Consider the following 25,729-nt stretch of genomic DNA (forward strand, 5'->3'; position numbering starts at 1 on the left):
CTTAGCATAACGAAGCAGTTTTACTTCGTATACCTAAGGAACAAGCGGATGACCGTCACCACCCTCGATCCGACCGTCGCCCTCGTCGCCATCGACCTGCAGAAGGGCATCGCCGTCGACCCGCGCGCGCATCCGGTCGCCCCGGTCGTCGCCAACGTCGTGGCCCTGCTCGACGCCTTCCGCGCGCGCGAGCTGCCCGTCGTGCTCGTCAACGTCACCGGCGGAACCGGCGTGCGCACCGACCGCAGCGCGGCGCAGGCGGCCGCCGCATCCTCCTCCGCTGCCGGGCCGTCGGGCCCGCGCACGTTCCCGGCCGACTTCGCCGAGCTGATCCCCGAGCTGGATGCGCACGCGAGCGACATCCTCATCACCAAGCAGACGGTGGGCGCCTTCACCGGAACCGACCTCGAGGCGCGCCTGCGCGAGCGCGGCGTGACCCAGCTCGTCGTCGTGGGCATCGCGACGAGCGCCGGCGTCGAGTCGACCGTGCGCGCGGCCGCCGACCTCGGCTTCCACGTCAGCGTCGCGACCGACGCCTGCACCGACACCTCGATCGCCGGCCACGAGGCCAGCGTCAGCGCCGGACTCCCCCGCTTCGCCGAGACCGGCACCACCGCGGAGGTGCTCACGCTGCTGCCGGCGCTCGCCCGATGACCGCCCGCGAGACAGCGGCCCACGACGTCACCGCACCCGACGCCGCACCGAGCCACGGAGCCGGAACCGGCGCTGCCGCCGACACGCGCATCCCGCGCCGGCTCTACGCGCCGCTCATCATCGGCACGATCCTCAACCCGATCAACTCCTCGATCGTCGCCGTCGCCCTCGTGCCGATCGCGGCCGCCTTCGGAGTGCCGGCATCCCAGTCGGCGTGGCTCGTGACCGGGCTCTACCTGGCGACCTCGGTCGGGCAGCCCCTGGCCGGTCGGCTCGTGGATGCGCTCGGCGCGAAGCCCGTCTTCCTCGTCGGCGCGGCACTCACCATGCTCGCCGGCGTCATCGGAGCGGTCGCTCCCGCGTTCGGCTGGCTCATCGCGGCGCGCGTGGTGCTCGGCCTCGGCACCTGCGCCGGCTACCCCTCATCGATGTCGATCGCCCGCTCGCGCACGACCGACCCGACCGCGAAGGGCGCCCGCACCCTGTTGACCGTGCTCGCCGTCGCGACGCAGACGGTCGCGGTGATCGGCCCGACGCTCGGCGGCGCGCTCATCGGCGTGGGCGGATGGCCGGCGGTCTTCGCGATCAACGTGCCGCTCGGACTCCTCAGCCTCGTGCTCGGCGCGCTGTTCCTGCCGTCCGCGACGCGCACGGCATCCGCAGCGCCCGCGACCTCGGCAGCGCCGGATGCTCACAACTCAGGAGAAACGCGGCCAGGTGGAGCGTTCGCCTCGTCTGAGCACGGATCTCCTGAGTTGCGTCGGGCTGGGCGGGCGACTCGCCGCGCACCCGGAGCGCCCGACGCGGACGCGAGCGGCGGCTCCGCGACGCCCGCCGCACCGCGCCGCCGCATCCGCCTCGACCTGCCCGGCCTGGCGCTGTTCATCCTCGCCCTGCTGCCGCTGCTCGTCGTCATCATGGAGCCGACCGCGGGCCTCACCTGGATGCTGATCGTCGCCGTGCTCGCGGGCGCCGGCTTCGTGCTGCGCGAGCTGCGCACGACAGAGCCGTTCATCGATCTGCGCATGATCGGCGGCAACCGGGCCCTGCTGTCGACGTATGTGCGCGCGACGCTGACGGCGCTGGTCAGCTACACGTTCCTGTACGGCTTCACCCAGTGGCTCGAGCACGCGCGCGGTCTGTCTCCGGCGGCGGCGGGGCTCATCCTGCTGCCGACCTTCGCGATCGCGATCGTCGTCTCCGCCCTCACCGGACGGGTCGCGCGCCTGCGCCCGAAGCTCTCGGTCGCGGCGGCCGCGCAGCTGATCAGCTGCGTGATCATGCTGTTCGCGAGCGCGCAGAGTCCGCTCTGGATGCTGGTCGCAGCCGCCGTCGTCATGGGGGTCTCGCAGGGCCTCGCCAACGTGACGAACCAGCAGGCGCTCATCGCCGTCGCGCCGGCCGCCCAGATGGGGTCGGCCGCCGGCATCATGCGCACCTTCTTCTACTTCGGCGCGATCCTGTCGGGCGCGGCGACGGCGCTGTTCTTCGGAGCGGCCGCCGACACCGACGGCCTGCACCGGGTCGCGATCGTCTCGATCGCCGCGAGCTCGCTGCTGCTCGTGCTCACCCTCGTCGACCGCTCGCTGCGTCCGCGCGTGGCCGCGCCCGTCCCCGCTCCCGCGACGGCGCCGTCTCCCTCGGACGCCTGACGCTCCGGCTCGCTCCTTCCCGCTCCTCTGTCGGGTCGACACGGTCGACGGCGATCGGGGTCGGGGTCAGGGTCAGGGTCGGGGTCGGGGTCGGGGTCGGCCCATACCGCGGATACTGGCGCCCCGCGCCGCCGCCAGCGCCGGTGGCGACGCACCCCGCGCTCGGCAGTATCCGCACCTCGCTCGGCAGTACCGGCGAAGACCGTCCGAGCCGAGCCGAGCCGCGGCGCCGAGCGTCCGGGCGCCGAACCGCCTCCGTCCCCACGATCCGTCGTCGAACACGCGACCGGAAGCGCGACCTGCGAGCGCTTTCGACTCGAGACGTCTCGCTCAGGCGTCCGCGGATACTGCTCACGGCGCACCCCACGGCCGCCGGTCGCCCCCGCTTCCCCGCTCGCCAGTATCCGCGAGCTCGGGCCGAGCGCGTGCACGGAAGCGGCTCGTCGAGAACGCCGCGGCACGATGCGGCTCGACGCAACCGCCGAGACGCCGCTGCGCACGCAGCCGCCGAGCACGCCGCCGCGGGCCCGCGCCGCCGCCCCTCACTCCATCGTGTCGAGGATCTTCACCAGCAGGTCGAAGGTCGTGAGCGGGTTGATGATCGCGAAGCGCACGACCGGCTCGCCGTGGTGCGAGCTCGGCACGACGAAGCCGATCTGGTCGTCGAGCAGCTTCTGCGACCAGCGGTCGTAGTCGGCGAGGGTCCAGCCCTCGCGGCGGAAGACGACGATCGACAGCTGCGGGTCGCGCACGAGCGACAGCGACGGTCGGGCCGCGATCTCGTCGGCGATCCGCCGGGCGAGGCGGATGCCGTGGTCGATCGCCGCGCGGTAGCGCTCGGTGCCGTGGGTGGCGAGCGAGAACCACATCGGCAGGCCGCGGGCGCGGCGGGTGAGCTGGATGCCGAGGTCGGACGGGTTCCAGTCGGCGGCGTCGGTCAGGGTGTCGAGGTACTCGGCGTGCTGGGTGTGCGCACGCAGCGCCTGCGCCGGGTCGCGGTAGATCAGAGCGCACGCGTCGAACGGCGCGAACAGCCACTTGTGCGGGTCGACGATGAGCGAGTCGGCGTGCTCGACTCCGGCGAAGACGGGGCGCATCCCCTCGACGAGCATCGCGGCGAGGCCGTAGGCGCCGTCGATGTGCAGCCACACTCCGCGAGCACGCGTGACGGCGGCGACCGACGCGATGTCGTCGACGATGCCGAAGTTGGTGGTGCCGCCGGTTGCGACGACCGCGAAGACCGCGTCGCCGAACTCGTCGAGCGCGGCTTCGACGGCGTCGCCGTGCAGTCGCCCGTCGTCGCCGGTGGGCACGCCGACGACATCCACGTCCATGATCTCGGCGGCGGACTTGATCGACGAGTGCGCCTCGCTGCTGCACACGACGACCCAGCGATCGGGGCGCGCGCGGCCCTCGTCGGCGAAGCGGCGGCGGACGACGTCGCGCGCGGCGACGAGCGCCGAGAGGTTGCCGATCGTTCCGCCCTGCATGAAGACGCCGCCGGCCCCCTCGGGCAGCCCGAACTCGGCGGCGAGCCAGTGCAGCACCTCGTTCTCGGCGTACACCGCCCCGGAGCCCTCGATCCACGAGCCGCCGTAGACGGCCGAGGCCGACACGATCACGTCGAAGGCGCTGGCGGCCTTGCTCGGCGCCGAGGGGATGAAGGCGAGGTAGCCGGGGTGGTCGGTCGTGAGGCAGGCGGGGGCGAGCACGTTCTCGAACACGGCGGTCGCGCGGCGAGCACCGATGCCGTCGGTCGTGATCGTGCGGCCGGCGAGGCGGAAGAGGTCGCGCTCGGTCATGGCCTTGTCGAGCGGGATGTCGGTGCCGAGCGCGCGGCGCCGGGCGTAGTCGAGCACCTCGTCGACCGTGTCGACGGTCTCGGGCAGGATCGCGTGCATCCGCGCGGCGGGGTCGGTGCTCGTGAGATCGGCCGGATCGGTCATGGGTTCTCTCCCGGGTGGTGGTCGGAGCGAGGATGCGCGGAGCGCGACGCCGGGTCGGCGTCGCCTCCGGCACTGAGGGCTGAGGGGTCGGCGCCGAGCAGCGCCGCGGCGACGCGCAGGGTGAGCGCGCGCCGGTCGGGCGCCGCCTGCCAGCGTACGAGCGAGTGGGCGTTGAGGCCGTCGATGAGGGCGAGCAGCTGCCAGGCGACCGCGTCGGCGTCGCCGGACGCCCCCGCGGCGAGGTCGAAGGACCCCTTCGCGATGCCGTCGGAGATGACGCCGGCGATCATGGCCTGCCAGGCATCCATCTGCTCGCGCACGGCCGCGGCGAGCGCCGCGTTGCCGGTGCCGAGCGCCCAGCCCTGCACCCAGACGAGCGTGACGTCGTCGCGTCCGCCGTCGAGCACGGTGTCGATGAGCGCTCCGACGCGGCGGGCTGCCGCCGGCTCGCCGGCGAGCAGCGCGGTGACCTCGTCGAGCTCTTCGGCGACGATCACGGCGAAGGCGGAGGCGACGAGCTCGTCCATCCCGTCGATGTAGTGCGAGACGAGTCCGGAGGCGACGCCGACGCGGGCGGCCACGGCGCGCAGGGTGAGCGCGGCGAGTCCCTGCTCGAGGGCGAGCTCGCGGGCGGCGCGCTCGATCTCCGCGCGGCGCTCGACGGGCGACTTGCGGGTGCGGGGTGCTGCGGGTGTTGACGTCATCGGCTCTCGTCCGTACTCTGCCCCATATTGATCGCTTGATCAATACCCGGTCCGAGACCCACCGGATCGACAGTCCGGCGGACGGCGACGACGCCTCCGCCGCCCGCAAGCCGAGGAGACCCCCATGACCTGGCGCATGCCGGCCGAGACCCACCCCCACGAGCGCAGCTGGATGGCGTTCCCCGTCGCCGGTCAGACCCTCGGCGACACCGCCGCCGAGCGCGAGGAGTGCTACGCCGCCTGGACCGCCGTCGGCCGCGCGATCGCCGAGTTCGAGCCGCTCACGATGGTCGTCGACCCGAGCGAGACCGCCCGCGCCCGCGACCTGCTCGGCAGCGGCGTCGAGCTGCTCGAGGCCCCGCTCGACGAGTTCTGGATGCGCGACTTCGGCCCCAGCTTCGTGCTCGACCCCGAGCGCCCCGGCGTGCTCGGCGCGGTCGACTGGGTCTTCAACGGCTGGGGCGACCACGAGTGGTCGGACTGGGCGAAGGCAGCCGAGATCGCCCGCCTCATCGCGAGCAGCACCGGCGCCGAGCTCATCAGCTCGACGCTCGTGAACGAGGGCGGCGGCATCCACGTCGACGGCGAGGGCACCGTGCTGCTGACCGAGACGGTGCAGCTCGACCCGCGCCGCAACCGCTACGCCGACAAGGCCCGCGTCGAGGCCGAGATGCTGCGCACGATCGGCGCGACCACCCCGATCTGGCTGCCGCGCGGCCTCACCCGCGACTACGACGAGTTCGGCACGAACGGCCACGTCGACATCGTCGCGACCTTCCCCTCCCCCGGCCGCGTGCTGCTGCACGAGCAGCGCGACCCCGAGCACCCCGACCACGAGGTCTCGCGCGAGATCCGCGCGGTGCTCGCCGACGCTCGCGACGCCGCCGGGCGCGCGCTGGAGATCATCGACCTGCCCGCGCCGACGCAGATCCGCGACGAGGAGGGCATCGTCGACTTCAGCTACGTCAACCACTACGTGCTCAACGGCGGCGTGATCGCCTGCGGCTTCGGCGACGAGAAGTCGGATGCCGAGGCGCGCGCGATCCTCGCCGACGCCTACCCGGGCCGCGAGGTCGTGACGGTGGATGCGCGGCCGATCTTCGCGCGCGGCGGCGGCATCCACTGCATCACCCAGCAGCAGCCGGCGCTCGAGCCGGTCGGCGCGGGTTCGGGTGCCGGCACCGTCGCGGGGGCCTGAGCCGATGAGCGACCAGACCACGCCGCCCGCCGAGGACCGCGCCGCCGAGGACCCGGCGACCGCCCCCTTCGACGTCGCCGAGACGAGCATCGCCGAGCTGCGCGCCGCGCTCGAGAGCGGCGTCGTCACGAGCGTCGAGCTCGTGCGCGCCTACCTCGCCCGCATCGACGCCTACGACGGGCCGGACACCGCGACCGCGCTCAACGCCGTCGTCGTGCGCAATCCCGAGGCGCTCGCCGACGCGACCGCGTCGGATGCGCGCCGCGCCGCGGGCGAGACGCTCGGACCGCTCGACGGCATCCCCTACACCGCGAAGGACAGCTACCTCGTGCGCGGCCTCACCGCCGCGGCCGGCAGCCCCGCCTTCGAGCACCTCGTCGCCCAGCGCGACGCCTTCACGATCGAGCGCCTGCGCGGCGCCGGCGCGATCTGCCTCGGACTGACGAACATGCCCCCGATGGCGAACGGCGGCATGCAGCGCGGCGTCTACGGCCGCGCCGAGAGCCCCTACAACGCCGACTTCCTCACCGCCCCCTTCGCCTCCGGGTCGTCGAACGGATCCGGCACGGCGACGGCCGCGAGCTTCGCCGCCTTCGGTCTCGGCGAGGAGACCTGGTCGAGCGGGCGCGGCCCGGCATCCAACAACGCCCTCTGCGCCTACACGCCCTCGCGCGGCGTGATCTCGACGCGCGGCAACTGGCCGCTCGTGCCGACCATGGACGTCGTCGTGCCGCACACCCGCACGATGGCCGATCTGCTCGAGGTGCTCGACGTGATCGTCGCCGACGACCCCGAGACGCGCGGCGACCTGTGGCGGGCGCAGCCGTGGATCGCGATCCCGGCTGCCAGCAGCGTGCGGCCGGCGTCGTACGTCGCGCTCGGCTCGGTCGCGCGCGCGACGACGCTCGCGAGCACGACGCCGGCGTTGAACGCGTCGACGGAGGCGAAGAGTTCCGCCGGCGCCGGCCCGCTCGCCGGGGCGCGCATCGGCATCCCGACCATGTACCTCGGCACGGATCCGCTCGCGGGCACCGCCGAGAACCCGGGCATCGGCGGCCCGACCGGGCAGCGCATCCAGGCCCGCGCGAGCGTCGTCGCCCTCTGGGAGGCGGCCCGCCGCGACCTCGAGGCCGCCGGAGCCACGGTCGTCGAGACCGACTTCCCCGTCGTGTCGCGCTACGAGGGCGACCGCCCCGGCGCGACGACGATCGCGACGGCCGGCCGGGTGAGCGCCGCCTACCTGAAGCGCGAGATCGTCGATCTCTCGGCCTGGGGCTGGCACGACTTCCTGCAGGCCAACGGCGACCCCGCCTTCGACTCGCTGGTCGGCGTCGACGGCGCGCGCATCTTCCCGCAGCCGGCGGGGGCGCTGCCCGACCGCTACACGGGCTTCGACGACGACATCGCCGACTACCCGGGCTGGGTCGCCGAGCATCCCGAGGTTCGGAGCTTCCTCGACATCCCCGAGCTCGAGGCGGGGATGCGCGGCCTCGAGCAGACGCGCCGCGACGACCTCGAGGCGTGGCTCGACGAGCAGGGTCTCGACGCGGTCGTGTTCCCCGCGGTGAGCGACGTCGGCCCCGCCGACATGGACGTGGATGCCGCCTCCGCCGACCTGGGCTGGCGCAACGGCGTGTGGGTCGCGAACGGCAACCTCGCGATCCGGCACCTCGGCATCCCGACCGTGACCGTGCCGATGGGCACGATGGCCGATATCGGCATGCCGGTCGGGCTCACCTTCGCCGGCCGCGCCTACGACGACACCCGGCTCCTGCAGCTCGCCGCCGCCTTCGAGGCGACGGGTGACCTGGCGACCGGCGACCTGGCGACGGGCGGCACGACGACGGGGCCCCGCCGGACCGAACCCGGCAGGACCCCGCGCCTTCTCCCCGAGGGGGACTAGTTCGAGTACACGCGCACGTAGTCGACCTTCATCGACTGCGGCATCTGCGTCGTGCCGTCGGGGTAGCCGGGCCACTGCCCGCCCACGGCGACGTTGAGGATGATGAAGAACGGCTTGTCGAAGACCCACGGGTTGCCGTTGGTGTCGGCGGTCGTCCGCGTCTCGTAGACGTTGCCGTCGACCGACCACGAGATGCGTCCCGGCGCCCAGTCGACCGCGAAGGTGTGGAAGTCATCGGCGAACGACCAGCCCTGCGGGTGCTGGTAGGTGCCGGTCGGTCCGGCCGCGCCCGAGTAGCCGGGGCCATGGATCGTGCCGTGCACGCGGTGCGGCTCGTAGCCGACGTTCTCCATGATGTCGATCTCGCCCGAGTTCGGCCATCCGACGCTGCCGATGTCGTCGCCGAGCATCCAGAACGCCGGCCAGATGCCCTGGCCGCGCGGGATCTGGATGCGGGCCTCGACCCGGCCGTACTGCGGCTGGTACTTGCCAGCGGTGGTGAGTCGCGCGGAGGTGTACGAGCCGTCGCCCTCTTGGCGGGCGGTGATGACGAGATTGCCGTTGCCGTCGAGCTCGGAGTTGGCGCGCGAGTCGGTGTAGTTCTGCAGTTCGCCGTTGCCCCAGCCGCCTCCACCGGTCTCGAAGTTCCAGACGTTGCCGTCGGGCGCCGAGCCCGCGGGACCGTCGAAGTCCTGCGACCAGACCAGGTTCTCGGCGTGCGCCTTCGGTGCGTTGGCGGTGCCGCTGACGGCGGATGCGGCGCCGACGGCGAGCACGGCCACCCCGGCCGCGATCGCGAACAGCGCGGGTCGACGGCGCCGAATCGCCGTCGATCTCGTGGTGCGAATCATCATCGATCCTCTCCTGCGGTCTCTCCCCGAGACCGCGGTCTTCGCACGGGGTGCGCAGTCGAGGTCCGCGCCGCGCGAGCCGGACTCCGTCGTCCGACGGTTCGACTGTAACCACTTCGGGGGTCAAGTCGCACCCCGCTACCGCGCCCTGAAACGTTGAAACCCCTGTTCAGAACCCTTTGCGGAAAGTTTGCTCAGAGCCTTTACGAACAGGGGCCTCCACGACAGGACGCGAGCGCGAGCCGGAACTCAGGCCGCGCTGCGCTCCGCGAGCGGACGGCGCCGCAGCGCGGCATCCAGCACCTCGGGCGCCTGGTAGCTCATGTCGAGGCGCGTGACGTCGGTGCCGGGCGCGACGATCGCGTCGATCGCATCCAGGGTCGCGTCGTCGAGCCGCACCTCGCTCGCGGCGAGCAGATCGTCGAGCTGGGCCTCGGTGCGCGGTCCGATGATCGCGCTCGTCACGCCCGGGTGCGCGACCACGAAGCCCAGCGCGAGGTGCGTCAGCGAGAGCCCCGCCTGCTCGGCGACGGGGATGAGCTGCTCGATCACGTCGAGACGGCGCTCGTCGCGCAGGTACGAGAACGGCATCTGCGAGCGGTGAGTCTCGATCGGCTGACCCTTGCGGTAGCGCCCGGTGAGCTGGCCGCCGCCGAGCGGGCTGTAGACCAGCGTGCCCATGCCGTACTTCTGGGCGAGGGGCAGGATCTCGCCCTCGATCGAGCGGTTGAGGATCGAGTAGGTCGGCTGCTCGGTGCGGAAGCGCTCGAAGCCGCGGCGCTCGCTCATCCACTGCGCCTCGACGATCTGCGAGGCGGGGAAGCTCGACGTGCCGATCGCGCGCACCTTACCCGAGCGCACGAGGTCGGTGAGGGCCGAGAGGGTCTCGTCGATGTCGACGCTCGGATCGGGGCGGTGCACCTGGTAGAGGTCGATGCGGTCGGTCTGCAGCTTGCGCAGCGAGTCCTCGACGGCGGTCATGATCCAGCGGCGCGAGTTGCCGCGCCGATTCGGGTCCTCGCCCATCGGGCCGTGGAACTTGGTGGCGAGCACGACGTCGTCGCGGCGGCCCTTCAGCGCGAGGCCGACGACCTCCTCCGAGTCGGCGTACATGTCGGCGGTGTCGACGAAGTTGATGCCCGCGTCGAGCGAGCGGTGGATGATGCGGGTCGCCTCGTCGCGGTCGGCGGTGCCGAAGCTGCCGAGCGTCATGGCGCCGAGCGCGAAGGGGCTGACCTTGATTCCGGTGCGGCCGAGGGTGCGGTGCTGCATGGGTGTTCCTTCACCTGGAGTGGATGCGATCCGGCGGGCTATCATCGGATAACCGGAACCGCATTCCGGAACTATACGGAACGTGGTTCCGTTTTCGCAAGGAGCCCCATGTCCGCATCCCCTTCGACGTCCGCGTCGAGCGCGCCGACGTCGGCGCGCCGCCCGCGCGCCGACGCGCAGCGCAACCTCGCGACCGTCGTCGCCGCCGCGAAGGAGGTCTTCGCCGAGAGCGGCGTAGATGCGCCGATGCGCGAGATCGCGGCCCGCGCCGGGGTCGGCGTCGGCACGATCTACCGCCACTTCCCGCAGCGCTCCGACCTGGTCAAGGCCGTCTTCACGACGGAGGTGGATGCGGCCGCCGCCGACGCCCCCGCGATCGCCGCCGCGCACTCCCCCGGCGATGCCGTCGCCGCCTGGCTCGTGCGCTACACCCGCTTCGTCGCGGCCAAACGCGGCCTCGGGGCAGCGCTGCACTCCGGCGACACCGCCTACGCCGCCCTGCCCGACTACTTCCTCGGCACGCTCGGACCGGTGCTGCGCGACCTGCTCGACAGCGCCGAGGCGGCGGGCGAGATCCGGTCGGGCACAGAGCCGGAGGACCTGCTCGTCGCCGTCTCGCGCCTCAGCTCAGGCCAGGACGCCGCCCAGTCGGAGCGTCTCGTGCACCTGCTCGTCGACGGCCTGCGCTACGGCGCCGCTCGCTGATCTCTCCCATCACGGAGCGCCCGAGAACACGACGAAGGGCGACGCCGACGCTGGAGCCACCACACTCAGCGTCGGCGCCGCCCTCCGGCGACCCCGATCGTCAGATCAGGATCTGCAGCGGCGACTCCACGATCGACGCGAAGCGGTCCAGCCACCGGGCCGCGACGACGCCGTCCACCGGACGGTGGTCGACCGAGAGGGTCACCGTGACGACGGTGCCGGCCACGATCGTCTCGCCGTCGTCGGCGACGACGGGCTGACGGCGTGCGGCTCCGACGGCGAGGATGCCCGCCTGCGGCGGGTTGATGATCGCGGCGAACTCGTCGACGCCGAACATGCCGAGGTTGCTGATCGCGAGGGTGCCCCCTTCGAGCTCCGACTGCTGCAGTCGGCCTTCGTTGGCGCGCGCGACCGCATCCTTGATCTGGGCCGACAGGGCCGAGAGCGAGAGCGATTCGATGCCGCGGATGGTCGGGGTCACGAGGCCCTTCGAGCTCGCGACGGCGACGGAGATGTCGGCGGTGTCGAAGCCGACGACGGCGTCGTCGGTCCAGATCACGTTCATCTCGGGCACGTCGACGAGGGCGCGTGCGGCGGCCTTGACGAAGAGGTCGTTGACCGAGACGCGCGTCTCCTGCCCGTCGTTCACCTGGGCGCGCAGCGCGAGCAGCGCGTCCACCCGCAGGTGGCGGGTGAGGTAGAAGTGCGGGGCGTTGCGCTTGCTCTCCTGCAGGCGGCTCGCGATGACGCGGCGCAGCTTGCTGTGCGGCGTGGCGGTGCCGCCGGCGGGGACGGCGACGGGCGAGCTGGATGCGGCGGGCGCGCCCGGCCCGGACGCGGCAGCGGGAGCTGAGGTCGGCGCCGACGCTCCGGCCGCGGCGGCCGCCTTCACGTCGTCGCGCAGCACGCGCCCCTGCGGCCCGGAGCCGGCAATCGCGCTGAGCTCGACGCCCAGCTCGACCGCGAGTCGGCGGGCGAGCGGGCTCGCGAAGATGCGCGCGCCGGCAGGACGCGTCGGAGGCGCAGCAGCGGCGGGCGCCGGAGCGGCGGCGGCAGCAGCAGCAGCAGCGGGCGCCGGAGCGGCAGCCAGGACCGGAGCGGGCTCGACCGCCGCCGGCGGAGCAGCGGGAGCCGCAGCGGGCTCGGGTGCGGCGGGCGCCGGCGCGGCGGGCGCCGGAGCCGGCGCGGCGGCAGCCGCTCCCCCGCCGAGCTGGGCGACGAGCTCCTCGGCGGCGGCGGCATCCTCACCCGGTGCGAGCAGCACCGCGATGGGGTCGCCGACCGGGACCATACTCCCCGACTCGACGAGCAGGGTGTGCACGACGGCGTCGTCATCCACCTCGATGTCGACGACGGCCTTCTCGGTCTCGACCGAGGCGACGGCGGTGCCCTTCGACACCGTGGCGCCGCTCTCGATCAGCCAGCCCTCGAGCGCGGCCTCGTCGGAGTCGGCCGAGACGCCGGGCATGCGCAGCAGACGTGCCATGAGTCGTTTCCTCTCTCGGTCGGGTTCTCAGACGATGCCGCGGATCGCCGCGACGATGTCATCGGTGGAGGCCAGGGCGGCCGCTTCGAGCACCTTCGAGATCGAGGGCGACGACTCGGAGCCGCTGACGCGGGTGACGGGGGCGTCGAGGTAGTCGAAGTAGCGACGCTGGATCTCGTCCGACAGCCAGCCGCCGTAGGAGGTGCCGGCGGCGCCCTGCTCGACGATCACGACGCGGTTGGTCTTCGTGATCGACTCGCCGATGGCATCCCAGTCGACGCTCGCCTTGTCGAGCCAGCGGAGGTCGATGACCTCGCCGTCGACGCCGGTCTGCTCGACGGCGTCGAGCGCGCGCTGCACCATCGAGAGGTAGCTGATAACGGTCACCTCGGATCCGCTGCGGCGGATCTCGGCCTTGCCGAAGGGCAGCAGGTAGTCGAGGTCGATGGGCGCCTTGCCGACGGTCTTGTAGAGGTCGGCGTCGTGCTCGAGCACGGCGACCGGGTCCTTGAGGCGCATGGCCGTGTTGAGCAGGCCGACGTAGTCGAGCGGGGTCGAGGGGGCGATGATGCGCCAGCCGACCGAGGTGGCGAGGATGCCGGCGGGGTCCATCGAGTGCTGCGAGCCGTAGCCGGTGTTGGTGCCGATCTTGATGCGCATGATCAGCGGCATGTCCGACTGGCCGCCGAACATGTGCCGCGCCTTGCCGATCTGGTTGAACAGCTGGTCGGCCGCGACCCAGAGGAAGTCGGCGTACATGAGCTCGATGACCGGGTAGTAGCGGCCGTCCATCGCGACGCCGCCGGCGAATCCGGTGAAGGCGTTCTCGCTGATCGGGGTGCCGAGGGTGCGCGCCGGGAAGTCGTCTGCGAGCCCCTTCGTCGCACCGCGCGAGCCGCCGGAGAGGCGGTGGATGTCCTCACCGAGGGTGATGATCGAGTCGTCCTGCGACATGCGGCGGTGCATGGTCTCGGCGATCACGTCGACGAACTTGGCGTCGCGCAGCTCGCTCTCGGCGAAGTCGCTCGCGTTCTTGACCGTGAGGCCCTCGAACGACGGGATGTCGCCGCGGATGCCCTCGTTGATGCGCGAGGTGTCGGGCCAGAGCTCGGTGCGGATGCGCAGCGAGCCGGGCTTGCCGTTCGGGTCGGCCTCGACGACGCGGTCGCCGATCTCGGCCATGGTGCTCTTGACCCGGGTGCGCAGCTCCTTCGCCTCGTCGGCGGTGAGGATGCCGCGGCGCACGAGGTGCGACTCGACGAGCAGGATCGGGTCGCGGTCGCGCCACGACTGCTCCTCTTCCTTCGTGCGGTAGCCGAAGGCGCTCCCGGGGAAGGGACCGTTCTGGTGGAAGTAGCGGTAGGTGTCGGCCTCGATGATGGTCGGGCCGCCGCCGGCGCGCATGTGCTCGACGGCCTGCTGCGTCGCGAGGTAGACGGCGAGCGTGTCCTGACCGTCGACGCGCCAGCTCGGGATGCCGAAGCCGAGTCCGCGGCCGGAGAGGCGGGCTTCGCCGGTGGCCTCGTTCACGTTGGTGGAGACGGCGTACTGGTTGTTCTCGATGAAGAACGAGACCGGCACGTCCCAGGCGGAGCTGAGGTTGAAGCTCTCGAGCACCGAGCCGATGTTGACGGCGCCGTCGCCGAAGTAGCTGATGGCGACGTTGTCGGTGCCGGCGTGGCGGTCGGCCCAGCCGAAGCCGACCGCGAAGGGCACGGCGCCGCCGACGATCGCGTTGGTGCCCATGGCGCCCGCGTCGATCCACTGCAGGTGCATCGAGCCGCCGCGGCCGCCGCAGTAGCCGTCCTTGAGGCCGGCGATCTCGCTGAGCGCGCGGTAGAGCACGTCGCGCACCTCGGGCGTGAAGTCGGCCTTCGCGTCGAAGCCGGCCGGCTGCACGTGGCCGAAGGCCTTGGCGAGGAACTGGTGGTGGCCGCGGTGCGAGCCGTTGATCTGGTCGGCGCTGACGAGCGGCAGGGCCGAGCCGACGGCGCCGCCCTCCTGGCCGATCGACGAGTGCGCGGGGCCGTTGATGAGCTTCTGGCCGGCGAGCTCGAGCACGTACTCCTCGAACGCGCGGATGAGGTGCAGCTGCACGAGCATGGTCTGCAGCAGCGCCGGGTCGGCGGCGTCCCAGTCGGCCTTGGTGGTCTTCAGCTCGACCCACGGGGCAGCGGGCTTGAGCGCGGTGGTCTTGGGCATCGATCCTCGCCTTTGATGAATCCGGGTCGCGGCTCGTGGTGGCCCCTGAGTCCGGAGCATCCGTTGGATATGCTGACCGGACCGACGGGGTCGCCGCGTGCGTTAACAGTACCGTACAACTCTATACATGCATACCTATCACCGGGGGTGCATGCCGACGACGATGAGGTCGCCGGCCACACGGGGAGGGAGAGGTGCCATGAGCGATGTGCTCGACCGCAACTCGGCGACGCCGCTGTACGTCCAGCTCGCCGACGTCATCCGCGACAAGATCAAGGGCGGGGAGTGGGTCCCCGACCAGAAGATCCCGTCCGAGAACGAGTTCAACCAGCTCTACGGCATCAGCCGCATGACCGCCCGCCAGGTGCTCAGCCGCCTGGTGGACGAGGGGCTCCTCTTCCGCGTGCAGGGCAAGGGCACCTTCGTCTCGCACCAGAAGATCTCCACACGCTCGCCCTCCTACATGGGCATCCGCGAGCAGCTCGAGCAGCAGGGCTACGCGACCAGCACCGAGATCCTCAGCGAGCAGATCGTCACGGCCGACGCCCGCGTCGCCGAGGCGCTCGGACTCGACGAGGGCGCCGAGGTCTACCAGATCCGCCGCCTGCGCCGAGTGGATGCGACGCCGCTCAGCCTGCACGTCAGCTACGTGCCGAAGGAGCTCGCCCCGCAGGTCATCGAGCACGACCTCGCCTCGCAGCAGCTGTGCACCGTGCTCGAGCGCGAGTACGGCCTGGTCATGGCGCAGGTCTCGGAGACCCTCGAGGCCGAGAGCGCGACGAAGACGCTGTCGAAGCAGATGGAGGTGCGCCTCAACGCGCCCCTGCTGCTGCTCGAGCAGCGCATCGCCTCGCCGAAGGGCGCGAAGTTCGAGTTCACGCGCATCCACTTCCGCGGCGACATGGTGCGACTGCACTTCACCTACGAGCACTGATCCGGGCGGCTCGGCCGCTCCACACGCGAATCGGGCGCCCGCTCCCTGGCCGGGGAGCGGGCGCCCGATGGCGTTCGCGGCGGATGCGGCGCGGCTCAGCGCGCGGCGGCTCCGGCGCGCGCGGTCTGCAGCAGACGTTCGATGCCCTCGAGCTCGACCAGCGGGTAGCCGTCGCGGGCGTCGTAGCCCGCGAGCAGCTCGGCCGGCACCCCGGCCTCGCCGAGGCTCGAGACGACCGTGGTCGCGGCGGGGAAGTCGTCCTCGCCGGTGAAGTGGCTCACGGTGACGATGTGCGCGAGACCCGCCGCGGCGGCCGCGGCGGCGCCCGACTGCGAGTCCTCGACCACGACGACCTCGTCGGCGGTGCGGCCGAGCTTCTCGATCGCGAGCAGGTAGATGTCGGGCGCGGGCTTCTTGGCGGGAACGATGTCGCCCGCGAAGACGCCGGCGATCTGGGCACGGCGCTCGGGTCCGATGACCGAGGTGAGCACCGCATCCACGCTGCGCTCGGCCGAGGTCGACGCGACCGCGACCTGCCAGCCGGCGTCGAGCGCCTCGCCGATCAGGCGGGCGACGCCCGGGCGGCCGGGCAGAGCACCGGCCTCGACGAGCTCGACGTAGATCGCCGACTTGCGCTGGTGCGCGGCGGCGATGCGCGCATCCAGCTCGTCGCCCGAGCCGAGGTCGATCTCCGGATGCTGCGCCAGGTACGCCTTGAGCCGCTCCTTGCCGCCGCCGATGCGCAGCAGCGGGCCGTACTCCTCCGCCGTCCACTGGAAGCCGAAGCCGAGCTCGTCGAAGGTGCGGTTGAAGGCGACGAGGTGGCCGTCGAGCTCGGTGTCGGCGAGGACGCCGTCGCAGTCGAGCACGAGGGCGCGTCGCGCGTCGCCGCTCACGCGGTCACCGCCGCAGCGGCCTTGCCGGCCGAGCGGAACAGCGTCGCGTTCTCGGTGATGACCTCGCCGACGGCGGCGCCGATCTGGTCGAAGAGCTTCACCGGCTCCCACTTGCCGCTGCGCTCGGCCTCGGCGAGGTGATCGCGCGCGGAGTGCATGTAGGCGAGCTTGAGCTGGGTCGAGATGTTGATCTTCGACACGCCCGCGTCGATGAACGCGGCGAACTCCTCGGGCGACAGCCCGGTTCCGCCGTGCAGCACGATCGGGATGTCGGTGAGCGCGGCGAGCGAGCGCACCCGGTCGACGAGCAGCACCGGCGAGGCCTTGTAGAGGCCGTGGGCGGTGCCGAGCGCCGGCGCGATGAGGTCGGTCTGCGTCTCGGCGGCGACGCCGACGAGCGCCTCGTCGGAGTAGTAGTGCACGTTCGGGTCGTCGCTGCCGACGCCGTCTTCGACGCCGACGATGTTCTCGATCTCGCTCTCGACATCCACGCCCGCGGCGTGCGCCTCGGCGGTGACCTCGGCGGTCTCGGCGCGGGCGGTCTCGAAGTCGCGGTCGCTCGCGTCGAAGAGCACCGACGACCAGCCGTGGGCGATGGCCTCGGTGATGACGGCGCGATCGGGGCAGTGGTCGAGGTGCAGCGCGACCGGCACCGAGGCCTCGTCGGCGGCGGCGCGGGCCGCGTCGGCGAGGGTGCGGGCGCCGAAGTACTTCACGGTCTTGACCGAGGTCTGCAGGATGATGGGCGACCCGGCGGCGTCCGCGGCGCGCACGGCGGCGGCGATGGAGATGCCGTCGACGATGTTGACGGCGGGAACGGCGTATCCCCCGGCCCGCGCATCGAGCGCGAGCTGCTTGGTGCTGGCGAAAGCCATGAGCGGCTCCCCTTCTGTGATCGGCACGGCCGGGCGACTCTGCCCGATCTCGTTCTGTACAAGTGTTAGCAAGTGTATACGTCTTAAGACAAGTTGGATGACGCGGCGCGGCGAGCGCGGCCGACGTCCTCCGACGTCACACGCCGCCGCCCGCCTCGGCCGCGACCGTCAGCACGCGGTCGAACAGCGCGTCATTCCAGCGGCCGGCGAGCAGCAGCAGGTCGGCGAGCGTCATGCGATCGCGCATGAACGGCAGCGCCGACAGCGCCCACCGGGCCCGGGGCGGCAGCACGGGCGGATCCAGCAGCGCGAAGCGGGTGCTCGCACCCCAGAGCTCGAGCGCATCCACCGCCTGCTCCGGCGTGCCGAGCAGCCGTTCGATCGCCGCACGGTGCTCCTCGCGATCGGCGAAGAAGCCCGACACCGACCACTGCGCCGCGTGCCAGCGCTCGAACTTGCGCTCGACGGCGCGCAGGCACTCCTCGCCCAGCGCACCGCTCGGATCGACCGGAAGCCAGGCGGCGAGCACGCGCTCGCGCAGATCGTCGGGCACGCGCAGCGACGCCGGGTCGACGTCGAGGATGCGCACCTCGTCGAGGGCGACCCGCCAGAGCGCGGCCGAGACGACCGTGGCGACGCCGACCTGGGCGCCGTGCAGGTCGTGCTCCACACCCTCGGCCATCGCGGCCATGTCGAGCACGTGACTGAACAGGTGCTCGCAGCCGGAGAGCGGGGCCGTCGAACCGGCGTCGCCGAGCACGAGCCCGCCGATCGTCAGCGTCTCGATCAGACCGTCGACGCGGTCCGCCTCGCTCGCGGCCGGGTCGGCCATGCGCGGGGCGGCGTCGATCGTCGGCCGCACGAACTCGTCGTGGAACCCGCCGTTGTCGAGGCCGAGCGCGCAGGCCAGGTACCAGTCGGCCGGAGCCGTGTAGACGGCCACGGCATCCCCGACGCCCGAGCGGGCGAGACGCGACGGCGCGGCGGCCACCACCTCGGTGTCGATCACGAGCACGCTCGGCCACGTCGTCGGCAGGGTGCGCTTGGCGCCGCCCTGCACGAGCACCGAGAGCGGGTCGGCGAAGCCGTTCACCGACAGCGCCGTCTGCACGGCGACGAGCGGCACGCCCAGCTCGTGGGCGACGGCCTTGCCGAGGTCGGTGATCGTGCCCGAGCCGAGCGAGAGGATGAGCGCCGCACCCTGCGAGCGCCGCACGGCATCCGCCAGGGTCGGCTCGTCGAGTGCGATGCCGTGCGCGCCCTCGGGCACGAGCACGGTCCAGCGCGGGTTCTCAACGGCGAGCGCGCCGAGCACGACCTCGAGCGCGTCACGGTCGGAGCGGCCGGTCGCCGCGGCGTCGCCGGCCACGACCGCCTTGCGCGGCGGATCGGTCAGCACGGCGACCCGCCCGCCGGGTGCGAGCTCGGCGACGAGCGCGCCGACCCCGTCGAGCACCCCGGCGCCGACGACGAGCCGCATGGCGCCGCGCGACAGCCGCTCGGCCGCCTCGGGCAGCGCGTGGATGCCGGCGGGCGAGGTTCCGGTCACGCCAGGCATTCTGCGCCGTCCTTCACTCGGGTCCCCGCTGTTCCCAGCGGCGACAGAAGATCGTCGATGCGGTCGAGCACGAGATGCGGGCGCTGCTCGACCGGCGCCTCGGCCAGCATCCGCTCGTCCGTCTCGCCGGTCAGCACGAGCGCCGCCGTCGTGCCGGTGTTGTGGGCGAACATGATGTCGGTCGCGAGGCGATCGCCGACCATCACGGTCGTCGCCGGGTCGAGCCCGGTCTCGGCGCTGATGATCTCGAGCAGGTCTTTCGAGGGCTTGCCGAAGACGGCCTCGCACTCGATCTGGGTGCCCGCCGTGATCGCGGCGGTGATGCACGCGGCGTCGGGCTCACCGCGCCCGCCGGGGAACGGACAGAACCGGTCGGGGTTCGTCGTCACCAGGCGGGCGCGGTGGTGGAACCACAGCGCGTCGAACGCGATCTGCAGCTTGCGGTAGTCGAAGGTCCGATCGTAGGAGCTGACGACGAGGTCGATCCGCTCCGGGTCGTCCGAGATCTCGATGCCGGCAGCGCGGAGGGCGTCGTGCAGCGGCGCCTCCCCGATGGGGAAGACGGCCGCGTCGGGCATCGTGCGGCGGATCCAGCTCACGGTCGCGACGAGGCTCGTGTAGACCTCCTCGGGCGGCGTGGGCAGGCCCAGCCGGGTGAGCTTCTGCGCGTAGTCGTCGGGCGACTTGGTCGGGTTGTTGCTGCAGAACAGCACCCGCTTGCCCGCCGCGCGCAGCCCCCGGATGAGACGCTCCGCACCCGGCAGCAGCGCCTCACCCAGGTAGATCGTGCCGTCGAGATCGAAGACGTACGAATCGAACTCCCGCATCACGCCGCTCCGGCAGCCGCTCTGGTCGCGCTCTGCAGGCGGTCCCACACGGGCGACATCGACGAGCGGATGTCGCGGTAGACGCCGAAGAACTCGTCGTAGAGGGCGGTCTTCTTCAGGTCGGGCTCGTACTCGCGCACGACGTGCACGGTCGCGTCCGCGCCCTCCTCGTAGGAGTTGTAGACGCCCGCGCCGACTCCGGCGACGATCGCCGCGCCCTTCGCGCCGAACTCGGTTCCGGCGGGCACCTCGATGCGGCGTCCGAGCACGTCGGCGAAGATCTGGCTCCACACGGCGCTGTTCGCGCCGCCGCCCGCCATGCGCACCGTCTCGACATTCGTCGGGATGGCATCCAGGCAGTCGCGGATGCCGTAGGCGACGCCCTCGTAGACCGCGCGCAGCAGGTCGGCGCGGTCGTGCGTGCCCGAGATGCCGCTGAAGGAGCCGCGGGCGCTGGGACGCACGAAGGGCGCCCGCTCGCCGCCGGGGGCGAGGTAGCCGTGGAAGATCACGCCGCGCGAGCCGACCGGGGTCTTGAGCACGCGCTGGTCGAGGTGGTCGAACACGTTCGCGGAGTTGGCGGCCTCGGCCTCCTCACGGAACGGGGCGCCGAACTCGCGCAGGTACCAGTCGAGGTTCGGCGTGCACGAGTTCATGCCCATGGCGCGGATCCAGGTGTCGGGGCCGTGCGGGATCATCCAGCCCACGTCGTCGGGCAGGTAGCCTGCCGAGAGGTCGTCGGTGCAGACCGTGACGATGCCGGCCGTGCCGATGACGGCCATGCTGTCGCCGGAGCGGGCGACGCCGACGCCGAGCGACGAGGCCGTGATGTCCATCTGGCCCTTGTAGACCGGGGTGCCCTCCTTGAGGCCGGTCACGCCGGCCGCGGCCTTGGTGATCGTGCCGGAGAGGTCGGTGGGCTTGCGGATCTCGGGCAGCACCGAGGCGATGCCGTCGATCCCCCAGATCCTGTTGACGTCATCCGACCAGGCGCGCTTCGCGACGTCGATGCCCGAGAGGCTCGCGTCGGAGGGGTCGGTGGAGAGGTCGCCGGTGAGGTTGAACTCGATCCAGTCCTTGCACCAGAGGTTCACGGCGCCGTCGACGAGCTCGGGCTGGTTGAGGGCGCGCCAGCGCAGCAGCGCCGAGGCGGTGCCGGCGTAGGGGCCGGTGCCCGAGATGCCGAACTGGCTCGAGACGGTGCCGTTCGCGTACCAGTCGTCGATGATCTCGCCGGCGCGGCCGTCGGTCCAGAGGATGGCGGGGCCGCGGGGCTTGCCGGTGCGGGCGTCGACGAGCCAGCTGCCGTCGCCCTGGCCGGTGACCGAGATGGCGACGATCTGCTCGGCGCGCACCGGTCCGTTGGTGAGCGCGTCGCGGATGGCCGCCGCGGCGGCCTGCCAGACCTCGTCCATGTTCTCTTCGGCGAGGTGCGGCTGGGGGTTGGTGATCGGCACGTTGCGAGCCCCGCGGCTCAACTCATTGCCGGCCTCGTCGAACACGGCGGCCTTCAGAACCGAAGTGCCGGCGTCGATACCGAGGATGTATGCGGTCACGTGCGAATTCCTCTCCGTTGAGGTCGCGCGGGTCGGGAACCCGCGACAGTGGAGACAACTATATACAGGTATGTACTCTGGGGAAGAGGGCTAGAGAAGTTTCCTCCGCGCGATGAAGGGCGAACCCATGCGAGCACTCGTGAAGCACGACTCCTCCCCCGGCGCCGTGGGCGTTCAGGACGTGGCGGAGCCCGCACTGCAGCCGGGTCAGGTGCTCATCGAGATCGCCTTCGCCGCCATCTGCGGCACCGATCGCCAGGCCCTCGACGGATCGCACGACTTCGGCGTCGTGCCGCGCATCCTCGGGCACGAGGCCTCGGGCATCGTGCGCGCGCTCGCGCCCGACGTCGACCGCGCCGACCTCGCGATCGGCACCCGGGTGACGGTCGAGACGGATGCCGTCATCTGCGGCCGCTGCGAGTACTGCCGCGGCGAGCAGTACAACCGCTGCCCGAACCGGCGGGGCATCGGCACGACCGCCGACGGCGCGATCGCCGAGCTGCTCGCGATGCCCCAGCGGGCCGTGCACCCCCTCCCCGACGAGGTCGGGCTGCTCGAGGGCGCGCTGACCGAGCCCCTCGCGATCGCCGTGCACGCCGTCGTCGAGCAGAGTCCGTCTCTCGCCGGCCAGGTCGTCGTCGTGATCGGACCCGGCGCGATCGGCCAGCTCTGCGCGCAGGTCGCCCGCGCCGCCGGCGCCACGGTCGTGCTCGTCGGCCGCAGCCGCCACGCCGACGCCCTGCGCCGCGGCGCCGCGGCCGGGGCGCGGACGGTCGACGCGGAGAGCGAGGACCTCGCGGCCGTGATCCACGAGCTGACCGGCGGCCTCGGCGCCCACACCGTGTTCGAGTGCAGCGGCGCCCCCGAGACCGTGGACGAGAGCGCGCAGCTGCTGCGCCGCGGCGGACGCCTGGTGCTCGTCGCCTTCTTCCGCGGCGCGCCGCCGGTCGATCTCGAGCTGGTGATCAACCGCGAGCTCGAGATCGTCGGCTCCCGCGGAAAGCGCCCGTCGAGCTACCGCACCGCGCTGCGTCTGATGAGCGAGGGCCAGGTGGATGTCGGCTCGCTCGTGACCGCCGTGCTCCCGCTCGAGCAGTGGGAGGCGGGCCTCGGCCGCGTCGGCGGCGGCGAGAAGGTCGTCTTCCGCATCGCCGCCGACGCCGACGATCAGCTGGCCTTGGCCCAGCCGCGGGTCAGCTCGCGCGCCTGACGCCACCCGGCGTAGAGCGAGTCGGCCTCGTCGCGGCTCATCTGCGGCTCGAAGACACGGTCGGCCTTCCACATGCCCTCGAGCTCGTCGAGGTCCTTGTAGATGCCGGTCGACAGCCCCGCGAGCAGCATGGCGCCGAAGATCGTCGCCTCCGAGTTCTTCGGGCGGGCGACCGGGATGCCGAGGATGTCGGCCTGCAGCTGGCACAGCAGGTTGTTCTTCACCGCTCCCCCGTCGACGCGCAGCTCGGGGATCTCGAACTTCGAGCCCTGCACCGCCGCATCCACCAGGTCGCGGGTCTGGTAGACCATCGACTCGAGCGCCGCGCGGATGACGTGCAGGCGGTTCGTGGCGTTCGACATGCCCACGATCACGGCGCGCGCGCTCGGATCCCAGGTCGGCGCCGCGAGCCCGGTGAACGCCGGCACGAGGTAGACGCCGTCGGAGTCGTGCACCTGGTCGGCGTACCACTCGCTGTCGGGCGCGGCGTGAATGAGCTGCAGGTCGTCGCGCAGCCACTGCATCGTCTTGCCCATGGCGTAGACGACGCCCTCGGTCTCGTAGGCGAGCTGCCCCTGGATGTTCCAGGCGGCGCTCGGCGTGAGCCCCTCGGGCCGGAACGGGGTGGCGCCGTTGTTGATGTTGAGCACGCCCGCGGTGCCGTAGGTCATCTTGACTTGGCCCTGCTTGAACGCCGCCTGCCCGAAGAGACCGGCCTGCTGGTCGCCGAGGTTCGCCGCGATCGGAACGGGCGCGCCGAACGTCGCCTCGATCGTGCCGAAGTGGGCGTCGGAGGGCAGGATCTCTGGCAGCATGTGGCGCGGGATGCGCATCTCGCGCAGCAGGTCGTCGTCCCAGTCGACCGTGTCGAGGTTCATGAGCATGGTCTGCGAGGCGTTCGACGGCTCGGTCACGAACGACTGGCGGCCCGTGAGGTTCCAGATCAGCCAGGTGTCGACGGTGCCGGCGAGCAGCTCGCCCTTCTCGGCCCGCTCCTGCGCGCCGGGAACGTTGTCGAGGATCCAGCGGATCTTGCTGGCGGCGTAGAAGGCGTCGGGCACGAGGCCGGTGCGCTGCTGGATGAGCTCGCCGAATTCGGAGTCGACCCACTGCTGCACGATGCCGTCGGAGTGCCGCGAGGCCCACACGATGAGGTTGAAGATCGGGCGGCCGGTCGCCTTCTCCCAGACCATGGCGCTCTCGCGCTGGTTGGTGAGGCCGACCGCGGTGAGCTGGTCGGGCGTGATGCCGGCTTCGCGCAGCGCGGCGCGCATGACCTCGAGCTGGGTGTTCCAGATCTGCATGGGATCGTGCTCGAGCCAGCCCGGGCGGGGGTAGATCTGGGTGAGCTCGCTCTGGCCGAAGCCGAGCACGTTCGCGTTCTCGTCGATGACGAACGCGCGGGCGCTGGTCGTGCCCTCGTCGATGCCCAGGATGTACTGCGTCATGTCGTGTCACTCCATCGTGTCGGGTGCGGTCGGGGAGGCCGCGGGTGTCCGTCCCTGGTCATGCCGCGGGGCGGGTGCCGTGTGTGTCGGCGCCCGCCCCGCGGTTCGTGGTGTCAGGCCACTCCGGCCTTCTTGGTCCAGCCCTTCGTCAGCTCACGAGCGGCCTGCCATCCGGCGTACATCGAGTCGGCCTCGTCGCGGCTCATGTGCGGCTCGAAGACGCGGTCGACGGCCCACTTCGACTCGAGCTCCTCGAGGCTGGCGTAGACGCCGGTCGAGAGTCCGGCCAGCAGCATCGCGCCGAAGATCGTCGCCTCGGAGTTCTTGGGACGGATGACGGGGATGCCGAGCAGGTCGGCCTGCAGCTGGCAGAGCAGGTTGTTCTTGACGGCTCCGCCGTCGACGCGCAGCTCGGGGATCGTGAGGTCGCTGCCGGCGAGCGCCGCCTCGACCACGTCGCGGGTCTGGTAGACCATCGACTCGACGGCGGCGCGGATGACGTGCAGGCGGTTGGTCGCGTTCGACATGCCGATGAGCGCGGCACGCGCGTGCGGGTCCCAGGTCGGCGCCGCGAGGCCGGTGAAGGCCGGCACGAGGTACACGCCCTCGGTGCTGGCGACCTGCCCGGCGTACCACTCGCTGTCGGGCGCGGCGTGGATGAGCTGCAGGTCGTCGCGCAGCCACTGCATCGTCTTGCCCATCGCGAAGAGCACGCCTTCGATCTCGTAAGCGGTCTGCCCCTGCACGCCCCAGGCGAGGCTGGGGGTGAGTCCCTCGATGCGCTGCGGCGTCGGTCCGCAGTTGATGTTGAGCACGCCGGCGGTGCCGTAGGTCATCTTGACCTGGCCCTGCTTGAACGCCGCCTGGCCGAAGAGCCCGGCCTGCTGGTCGCCGAGGTTCGAGCCGATCGGCACGTCCGCGCCGAACGTCGCCTCGAGGCTGCCGAAGTTCGAGTCGCTGGGCACGATCTCGGCGAGCATCCGCTTCGGGATGCCGTAGTGCCCGAGCAGCTCGTCGTCCCACTGCAGCGTCTCGAGGTTCATCATCATCGTGCGCGAGGCGTTCGAGTAGTCGGTGACGAACGACTTGCGGCCGGTGAGGTTCCAGATCAGCCAGGTGTCGACCGTGCCGGCGAGCAGCTCGCCGGCCTCGGCCCGCGCCTGCGCTCCGGGCACCTGGTCGAGGATCCACCGGATCTTCGAGGCCGTGTAGTAGGCGTCGGGGATGAGGCCGGTGCGCTGCTGGATCAGGTCGCCGAGACCCTGGTCGACCCAGCCCTGCACGACATCCACCGAGTGGCGCGAGGCCCACACGACGGCGTTGTAGATGGGGCGGCCGGTTTCCTTCTCCCAGACGATGCCGGTCTCGCGCTGGTTGGTGAGCCCGGCGGCCGAGAGCTGGTTCGGCTCGATGCCGGCGTCGCGGAGCGCGGCGCGGATGACCTCGAGCTGCACGTTGAGGATCTGCATCGGGTCGTGCTCGATCCAGCCGTTGCGCGGGTAGATCTGCGTGAGCTCGGCCTGCGCGAAGCCCTTCACATCGGTGTTCTCGTCGATCACGAAGGCTCGGGCGCTCGTGGTTCCCTCGTCGATTCCGAGGATGTAGCTGACCATGTCTCTCACTTCGTCGTGGTTGAGGCGGAATCGTCGTCGATTCCAGTCGGGCTGGCGGGGTCGTCGTCGACCCCGCGGGGAGTGCTGAGCACACCGTAGGGCGAGTGTGCCTGTATAGGCAAGTATTGCTGAGTACAACCAAGCGAGGCTAGGCTCCCTCGCAATCGGCCCCGGCTCCCCGCCGCGGGCCTGCTCTGCGCCGCCGGTCACCCGTCCGGCAACGGCACCACAACGACGTG

General features: G+C 71.8%; 20 protein-coding genes. 7 read left to right on the forward strand and 13 right to left on the reverse strand.

Annotated elements, in window-relative coordinates; translation table 11 throughout:
• Positions 1-48 precede the first annotated feature (48 nt).
• A complete protein-coding gene (locus FJ657_RS14795) occupies positions 49-654 on the forward strand; it encodes an isochorismatase family protein (RefSeq protein ID WP_141164467.1) in 606 nt (201 codons plus the stop codon).
• On the forward strand, positions 651-2,306 hold the full coding sequence (locus FJ657_RS14800) for an MFS transporter (protein WP_141164468.1): 1,656 nt from the start codon (positions 651-653) through the stop codon (positions 2,304-2,306). The genes FJ657_RS14795 and FJ657_RS14800 overlap by 4 nt, the downstream gene beginning before the upstream one ends.
• Positions 2,307-2,848: 542 nt before the next feature.
• On the opposite strand, the gene FJ657_RS14805 is transcribed toward FJ657_RS14800, so the two are convergent.
• Together FJ657_RS14805 and FJ657_RS14810 are read right to left on the reverse strand one after the other, a co-directional pair.
• The gene (locus FJ657_RS14805) at positions 2,849-4,252 is read right to left on the reverse strand and encodes a pyridoxal phosphate-dependent decarboxylase family protein (RefSeq protein ID WP_141164469.1); all 1,404 of its coding nucleotides are present in this window, start codon (positions 4,250-4,252) and stop codon (positions 2,849-2,851) included.
• Complete coding sequence (locus FJ657_RS14810) at positions 4,249-4,956, reverse strand: TetR/AcrR family transcriptional regulator (RefSeq protein WP_141164470.1); 708 nt, start codon at positions 4,954-4,956, stop codon at positions 4,249-4,251. The genes FJ657_RS14805 and FJ657_RS14810 overlap by 4 nt, the downstream gene beginning before the upstream one ends.
• A 124-nt stretch (positions 4,957-5,080) precedes the next feature.
• Between FJ657_RS14810 and FJ657_RS14815 the strand changes: the two genes are divergently transcribed.
• Complete coding sequence (locus FJ657_RS14815) at positions 5,081-6,154, forward strand: agmatine deiminase family protein (protein ID WP_141164471.1); 1,074 nt, start codon at positions 5,081-5,083, stop codon at positions 6,152-6,154.
• Between the two features lie 4 nt (positions 6,155-6,158).
• Complete coding sequence (locus FJ657_RS14820; RefSeq protein ID WP_141164472.1) at positions 6,159-8,057, forward strand: amidase; 1,899 nt, start codon at positions 6,159-6,161, stop codon at positions 8,055-8,057.
• On the opposite strand, the gene FJ657_RS14825 is transcribed toward FJ657_RS14820, so the two are convergent.
• Both FJ657_RS14825 and FJ657_RS14830 read right to left on the reverse strand, forming a co-directional pair.
• Positions 8,054-8,911 (reverse strand): glycoside hydrolase family 16 protein, encoded by an 858-nt coding sequence (locus FJ657_RS14825; protein WP_255447362.1) that lies wholly within the window; start codon positions 8,909-8,911, stop codon positions 8,054-8,056. The two genes, FJ657_RS14820 and FJ657_RS14825, sit on opposite strands and share 4 nt — an antisense overlap.
• 246 nt (positions 8,912-9,157) lie before the next feature.
• The gene (locus tag FJ657_RS14830; protein WP_141164473.1) at positions 9,158-10,180 is read right to left on the reverse strand and encodes an aldo/keto reductase; all 1,023 of its coding nucleotides are present in this window, start codon (positions 10,178-10,180) and stop codon (positions 9,158-9,160) included.
• Positions 10,181-10,288: 108 nt separating this feature from the next.
• Here FJ657_RS14830 and FJ657_RS17520 point away from each other — a divergent pair, with 108 nt between their 5' ends.
• A complete protein-coding gene (locus FJ657_RS17520; RefSeq protein WP_141164474.1) occupies positions 10,289-10,885 on the forward strand; it encodes a TetR/AcrR family transcriptional regulator in 597 nt (198 codons plus the stop codon).
• 100 nt (positions 10,886-10,985) lie between these two features.
• On the opposite strand, the gene FJ657_RS14840 is transcribed toward FJ657_RS17520, so the two are convergent.
• Positions 10,986-12,371, reverse strand: coding sequence for a dihydrolipoamide acetyltransferase family protein (locus FJ657_RS14840; RefSeq protein ID WP_141164475.1), 1,386 nt, complete (start codon positions 12,369-12,371; stop codon positions 10,986-10,988).
• A gap of 27 nt (positions 12,372-12,398) precedes the next feature.
• Positions 12,399-14,573, reverse strand: a complete 2,175-nt coding sequence (locus tag FJ657_RS14845) for an alpha-ketoacid dehydrogenase subunit alpha/beta (protein ID WP_141164476.1) — start codon at positions 14,571-14,573, stop codon at positions 12,399-12,401.
• A 199-nt stretch (positions 14,574-14,772) separates the two neighbouring features.
• On the opposite strand from FJ657_RS14845, the gene FJ657_RS14850 reads away from it, so the two are divergent.
• Positions 14,773-15,507: a GntR family transcriptional regulator gene (locus FJ657_RS14850; protein WP_141164477.1), complete on the forward strand. Its 735-nt coding sequence runs from the start codon at positions 14,773-14,775 to the stop codon at positions 15,505-15,507.
• A gap of 95 nt (positions 15,508-15,602) precedes the next feature.
• Here the strand turns inward: FJ657_RS14850 and FJ657_RS14855 are convergent, their stop codons facing one another.
• From FJ657_RS14855 to FJ657_RS14875, 5 genes are all read right to left on the reverse strand, one after another.
• Complete coding sequence (locus FJ657_RS14855) at positions 15,603-16,403, reverse strand: HAD-IA family hydrolase (RefSeq protein WP_141164478.1); 801 nt, start codon at positions 16,401-16,403, stop codon at positions 15,603-15,605.
• Positions 16,400-17,278 (reverse strand): class II fructose-bisphosphate aldolase, encoded by an 879-nt coding sequence (locus FJ657_RS14860; RefSeq protein ID WP_141164479.1) that lies wholly within the window; start codon positions 17,276-17,278, stop codon positions 16,400-16,402. Before FJ657_RS14860 ends, FJ657_RS14855 begins: the two co-directional genes overlap by 4 nt.
• 136 nt (positions 17,279-17,414) lie before the next feature.
• Positions 17,415-18,827 (reverse strand): iron-containing alcohol dehydrogenase, encoded by a 1,413-nt coding sequence (locus tag FJ657_RS14865; RefSeq protein ID WP_181408998.1) that lies wholly within the window; start codon positions 18,825-18,827, stop codon positions 17,415-17,417.
• Positions 18,824-19,663, reverse strand: coding sequence for an HAD-IIA family hydrolase (locus FJ657_RS14870; RefSeq protein WP_141164481.1), 840 nt, complete (start codon positions 19,661-19,663; stop codon positions 18,824-18,826). Before FJ657_RS14870 ends, FJ657_RS14865 begins: the two co-directional genes overlap by 4 nt.
• The gene (locus tag FJ657_RS14875; RefSeq protein WP_141164482.1) at positions 19,663-21,219 is read right to left on the reverse strand and encodes an FGGY-family carbohydrate kinase; all 1,557 of its coding nucleotides are present in this window, start codon (positions 21,217-21,219) and stop codon (positions 19,663-19,665) included. Before FJ657_RS14875 ends, FJ657_RS14870 begins: the two co-directional genes overlap by 1 nt.
• 127 nt (positions 21,220-21,346) lie before the next feature.
• Here FJ657_RS14875 and FJ657_RS14880 point away from each other — a divergent pair, with 127 nt between their 5' ends.
• Positions 21,347-22,429: a zinc-binding dehydrogenase gene (locus FJ657_RS14880; RefSeq protein WP_181408999.1), complete on the forward strand. Its 1,083-nt coding sequence runs from the start codon at positions 21,347-21,349 to the stop codon at positions 22,427-22,429.
• Here the strand turns inward: FJ657_RS14880 and FJ657_RS14885 are convergent.
• Positions 22,387-23,877, reverse strand: coding sequence for an FGGY family carbohydrate kinase (locus tag FJ657_RS14885; protein ID WP_141164484.1), 1,491 nt, complete (start codon positions 23,875-23,877; stop codon positions 22,387-22,389). The genes FJ657_RS14880 and FJ657_RS14885 overlap by 43 nt on opposite strands.
• A gap of 113 nt (positions 23,878-23,990) precedes the next feature.
• Positions 23,991-25,490, reverse strand: a complete 1,500-nt coding sequence (locus tag FJ657_RS14890; RefSeq protein ID WP_141164485.1) for an FGGY family carbohydrate kinase — start codon at positions 25,488-25,490, stop codon at positions 23,991-23,993.
• Between the last annotated feature and the right edge of the window lie 239 nt (positions 25,491-25,729).

The sequence above is a fragment of the Schumannella soli genome (genome assembly GCF_006517435.1).
GTDB classification, from domain to species: domain Bacteria; phylum Actinomycetota; class Actinomycetes; order Actinomycetales; family Microbacteriaceae; genus Schumannella; species Schumannella soli.

Excerpts from the sequence above, each read along its gene's own strand:
- FJ657_RS14795 (WP_141164467.1), top strand. The coding sequence starts at position 49 with ATGACCGTCACCACCCTCGATCCGACCGTCGCCCTCGTCGCCATCGAC.
- FJ657_RS14800 (WP_141164468.1), top strand. The coding sequence starts at position 651 with ATGACCGCCCGCGAGACAGCGGCCCACGACGTCACCGCACCCGACGCC.
- FJ657_RS14805 (WP_141164469.1), bottom strand. The coding sequence starts at position 4,252 with ATGACCGATCCGGCCGATCTCACGAGCACCGACCCCGCCGCGCGGATG.
- FJ657_RS14810 (WP_141164470.1), bottom strand. The coding sequence starts at position 4,956 with ATGACGTCAACACCCGCAGCACCCCGCACCCGCAAGTCGCCCGTCGAG.
- FJ657_RS14815 (WP_141164471.1), top strand. The coding sequence starts at position 5,081 with ATGACCTGGCGCATGCCGGCCGAGACCCACCCCCACGAGCGCAGCTGG.
- FJ657_RS14820 (WP_141164472.1), top strand. The coding sequence starts at position 6,159 with ATGAGCGACCAGACCACGCCGCCCGCCGAGGACCGCGCCGCCGAGGAC.
- FJ657_RS14825 (WP_255447362.1), bottom strand. The coding sequence starts at position 8,911 with ATGATGATTCGCACCACGAGATCGACGGCGATTCGGCGCCGTCGACCC.
- FJ657_RS14830 (WP_141164473.1), bottom strand. The coding sequence starts at position 10,180 with ATGCAGCACCGCACCCTCGGCCGCACCGGAATCAAGGTCAGCCCCTTC.
- FJ657_RS17520 (WP_141164474.1), top strand. The coding sequence starts at position 10,289 with ATGTCCGCATCCCCTTCGACGTCCGCGTCGAGCGCGCCGACGTCGGCG.
- FJ657_RS14840 (WP_141164475.1), bottom strand. The coding sequence starts at position 12,371 with ATGGCACGTCTGCTGCGCATGCCCGGCGTCTCGGCCGACTCCGACGAG.
- FJ657_RS14845 (WP_141164476.1), bottom strand. The coding sequence starts at position 14,573 with ATGCCCAAGACCACCGCGCTCAAGCCCGCTGCCCCGTGGGTCGAGCTG.
- FJ657_RS14850 (WP_141164477.1), top strand. The coding sequence starts at position 14,773 with ATGAGCGATGTGCTCGACCGCAACTCGGCGACGCCGCTGTACGTCCAG.
- FJ657_RS14860 (WP_141164479.1), bottom strand. The coding sequence starts at position 17,278 with ATGGCTTTCGCCAGCACCAAGCAGCTCGCGCTCGATGCGCGGGCCGGG.
- FJ657_RS14870 (WP_141164481.1), bottom strand. The coding sequence starts at position 19,663 with ATGCGGGAGTTCGATTCGTACGTCTTCGATCTCGACGGCACGATCTAC.
- FJ657_RS14880 (WP_181408999.1), top strand. The coding sequence starts at position 21,347 with ATGCGAGCACTCGTGAAGCACGACTCCTCCCCCGGCGCCGTGGGCGTT.
- FJ657_RS14885 (WP_141164484.1), bottom strand. The coding sequence starts at position 23,877 with ATGACGCAGTACATCCTGGGCATCGACGAGGGCACGACCAGCGCCCGC.
- FJ657_RS14890 (WP_141164485.1), bottom strand. The coding sequence starts at position 25,490 with ATGGTCAGCTACATCCTCGGAATCGACGAGGGAACCACGAGCGCCCGA.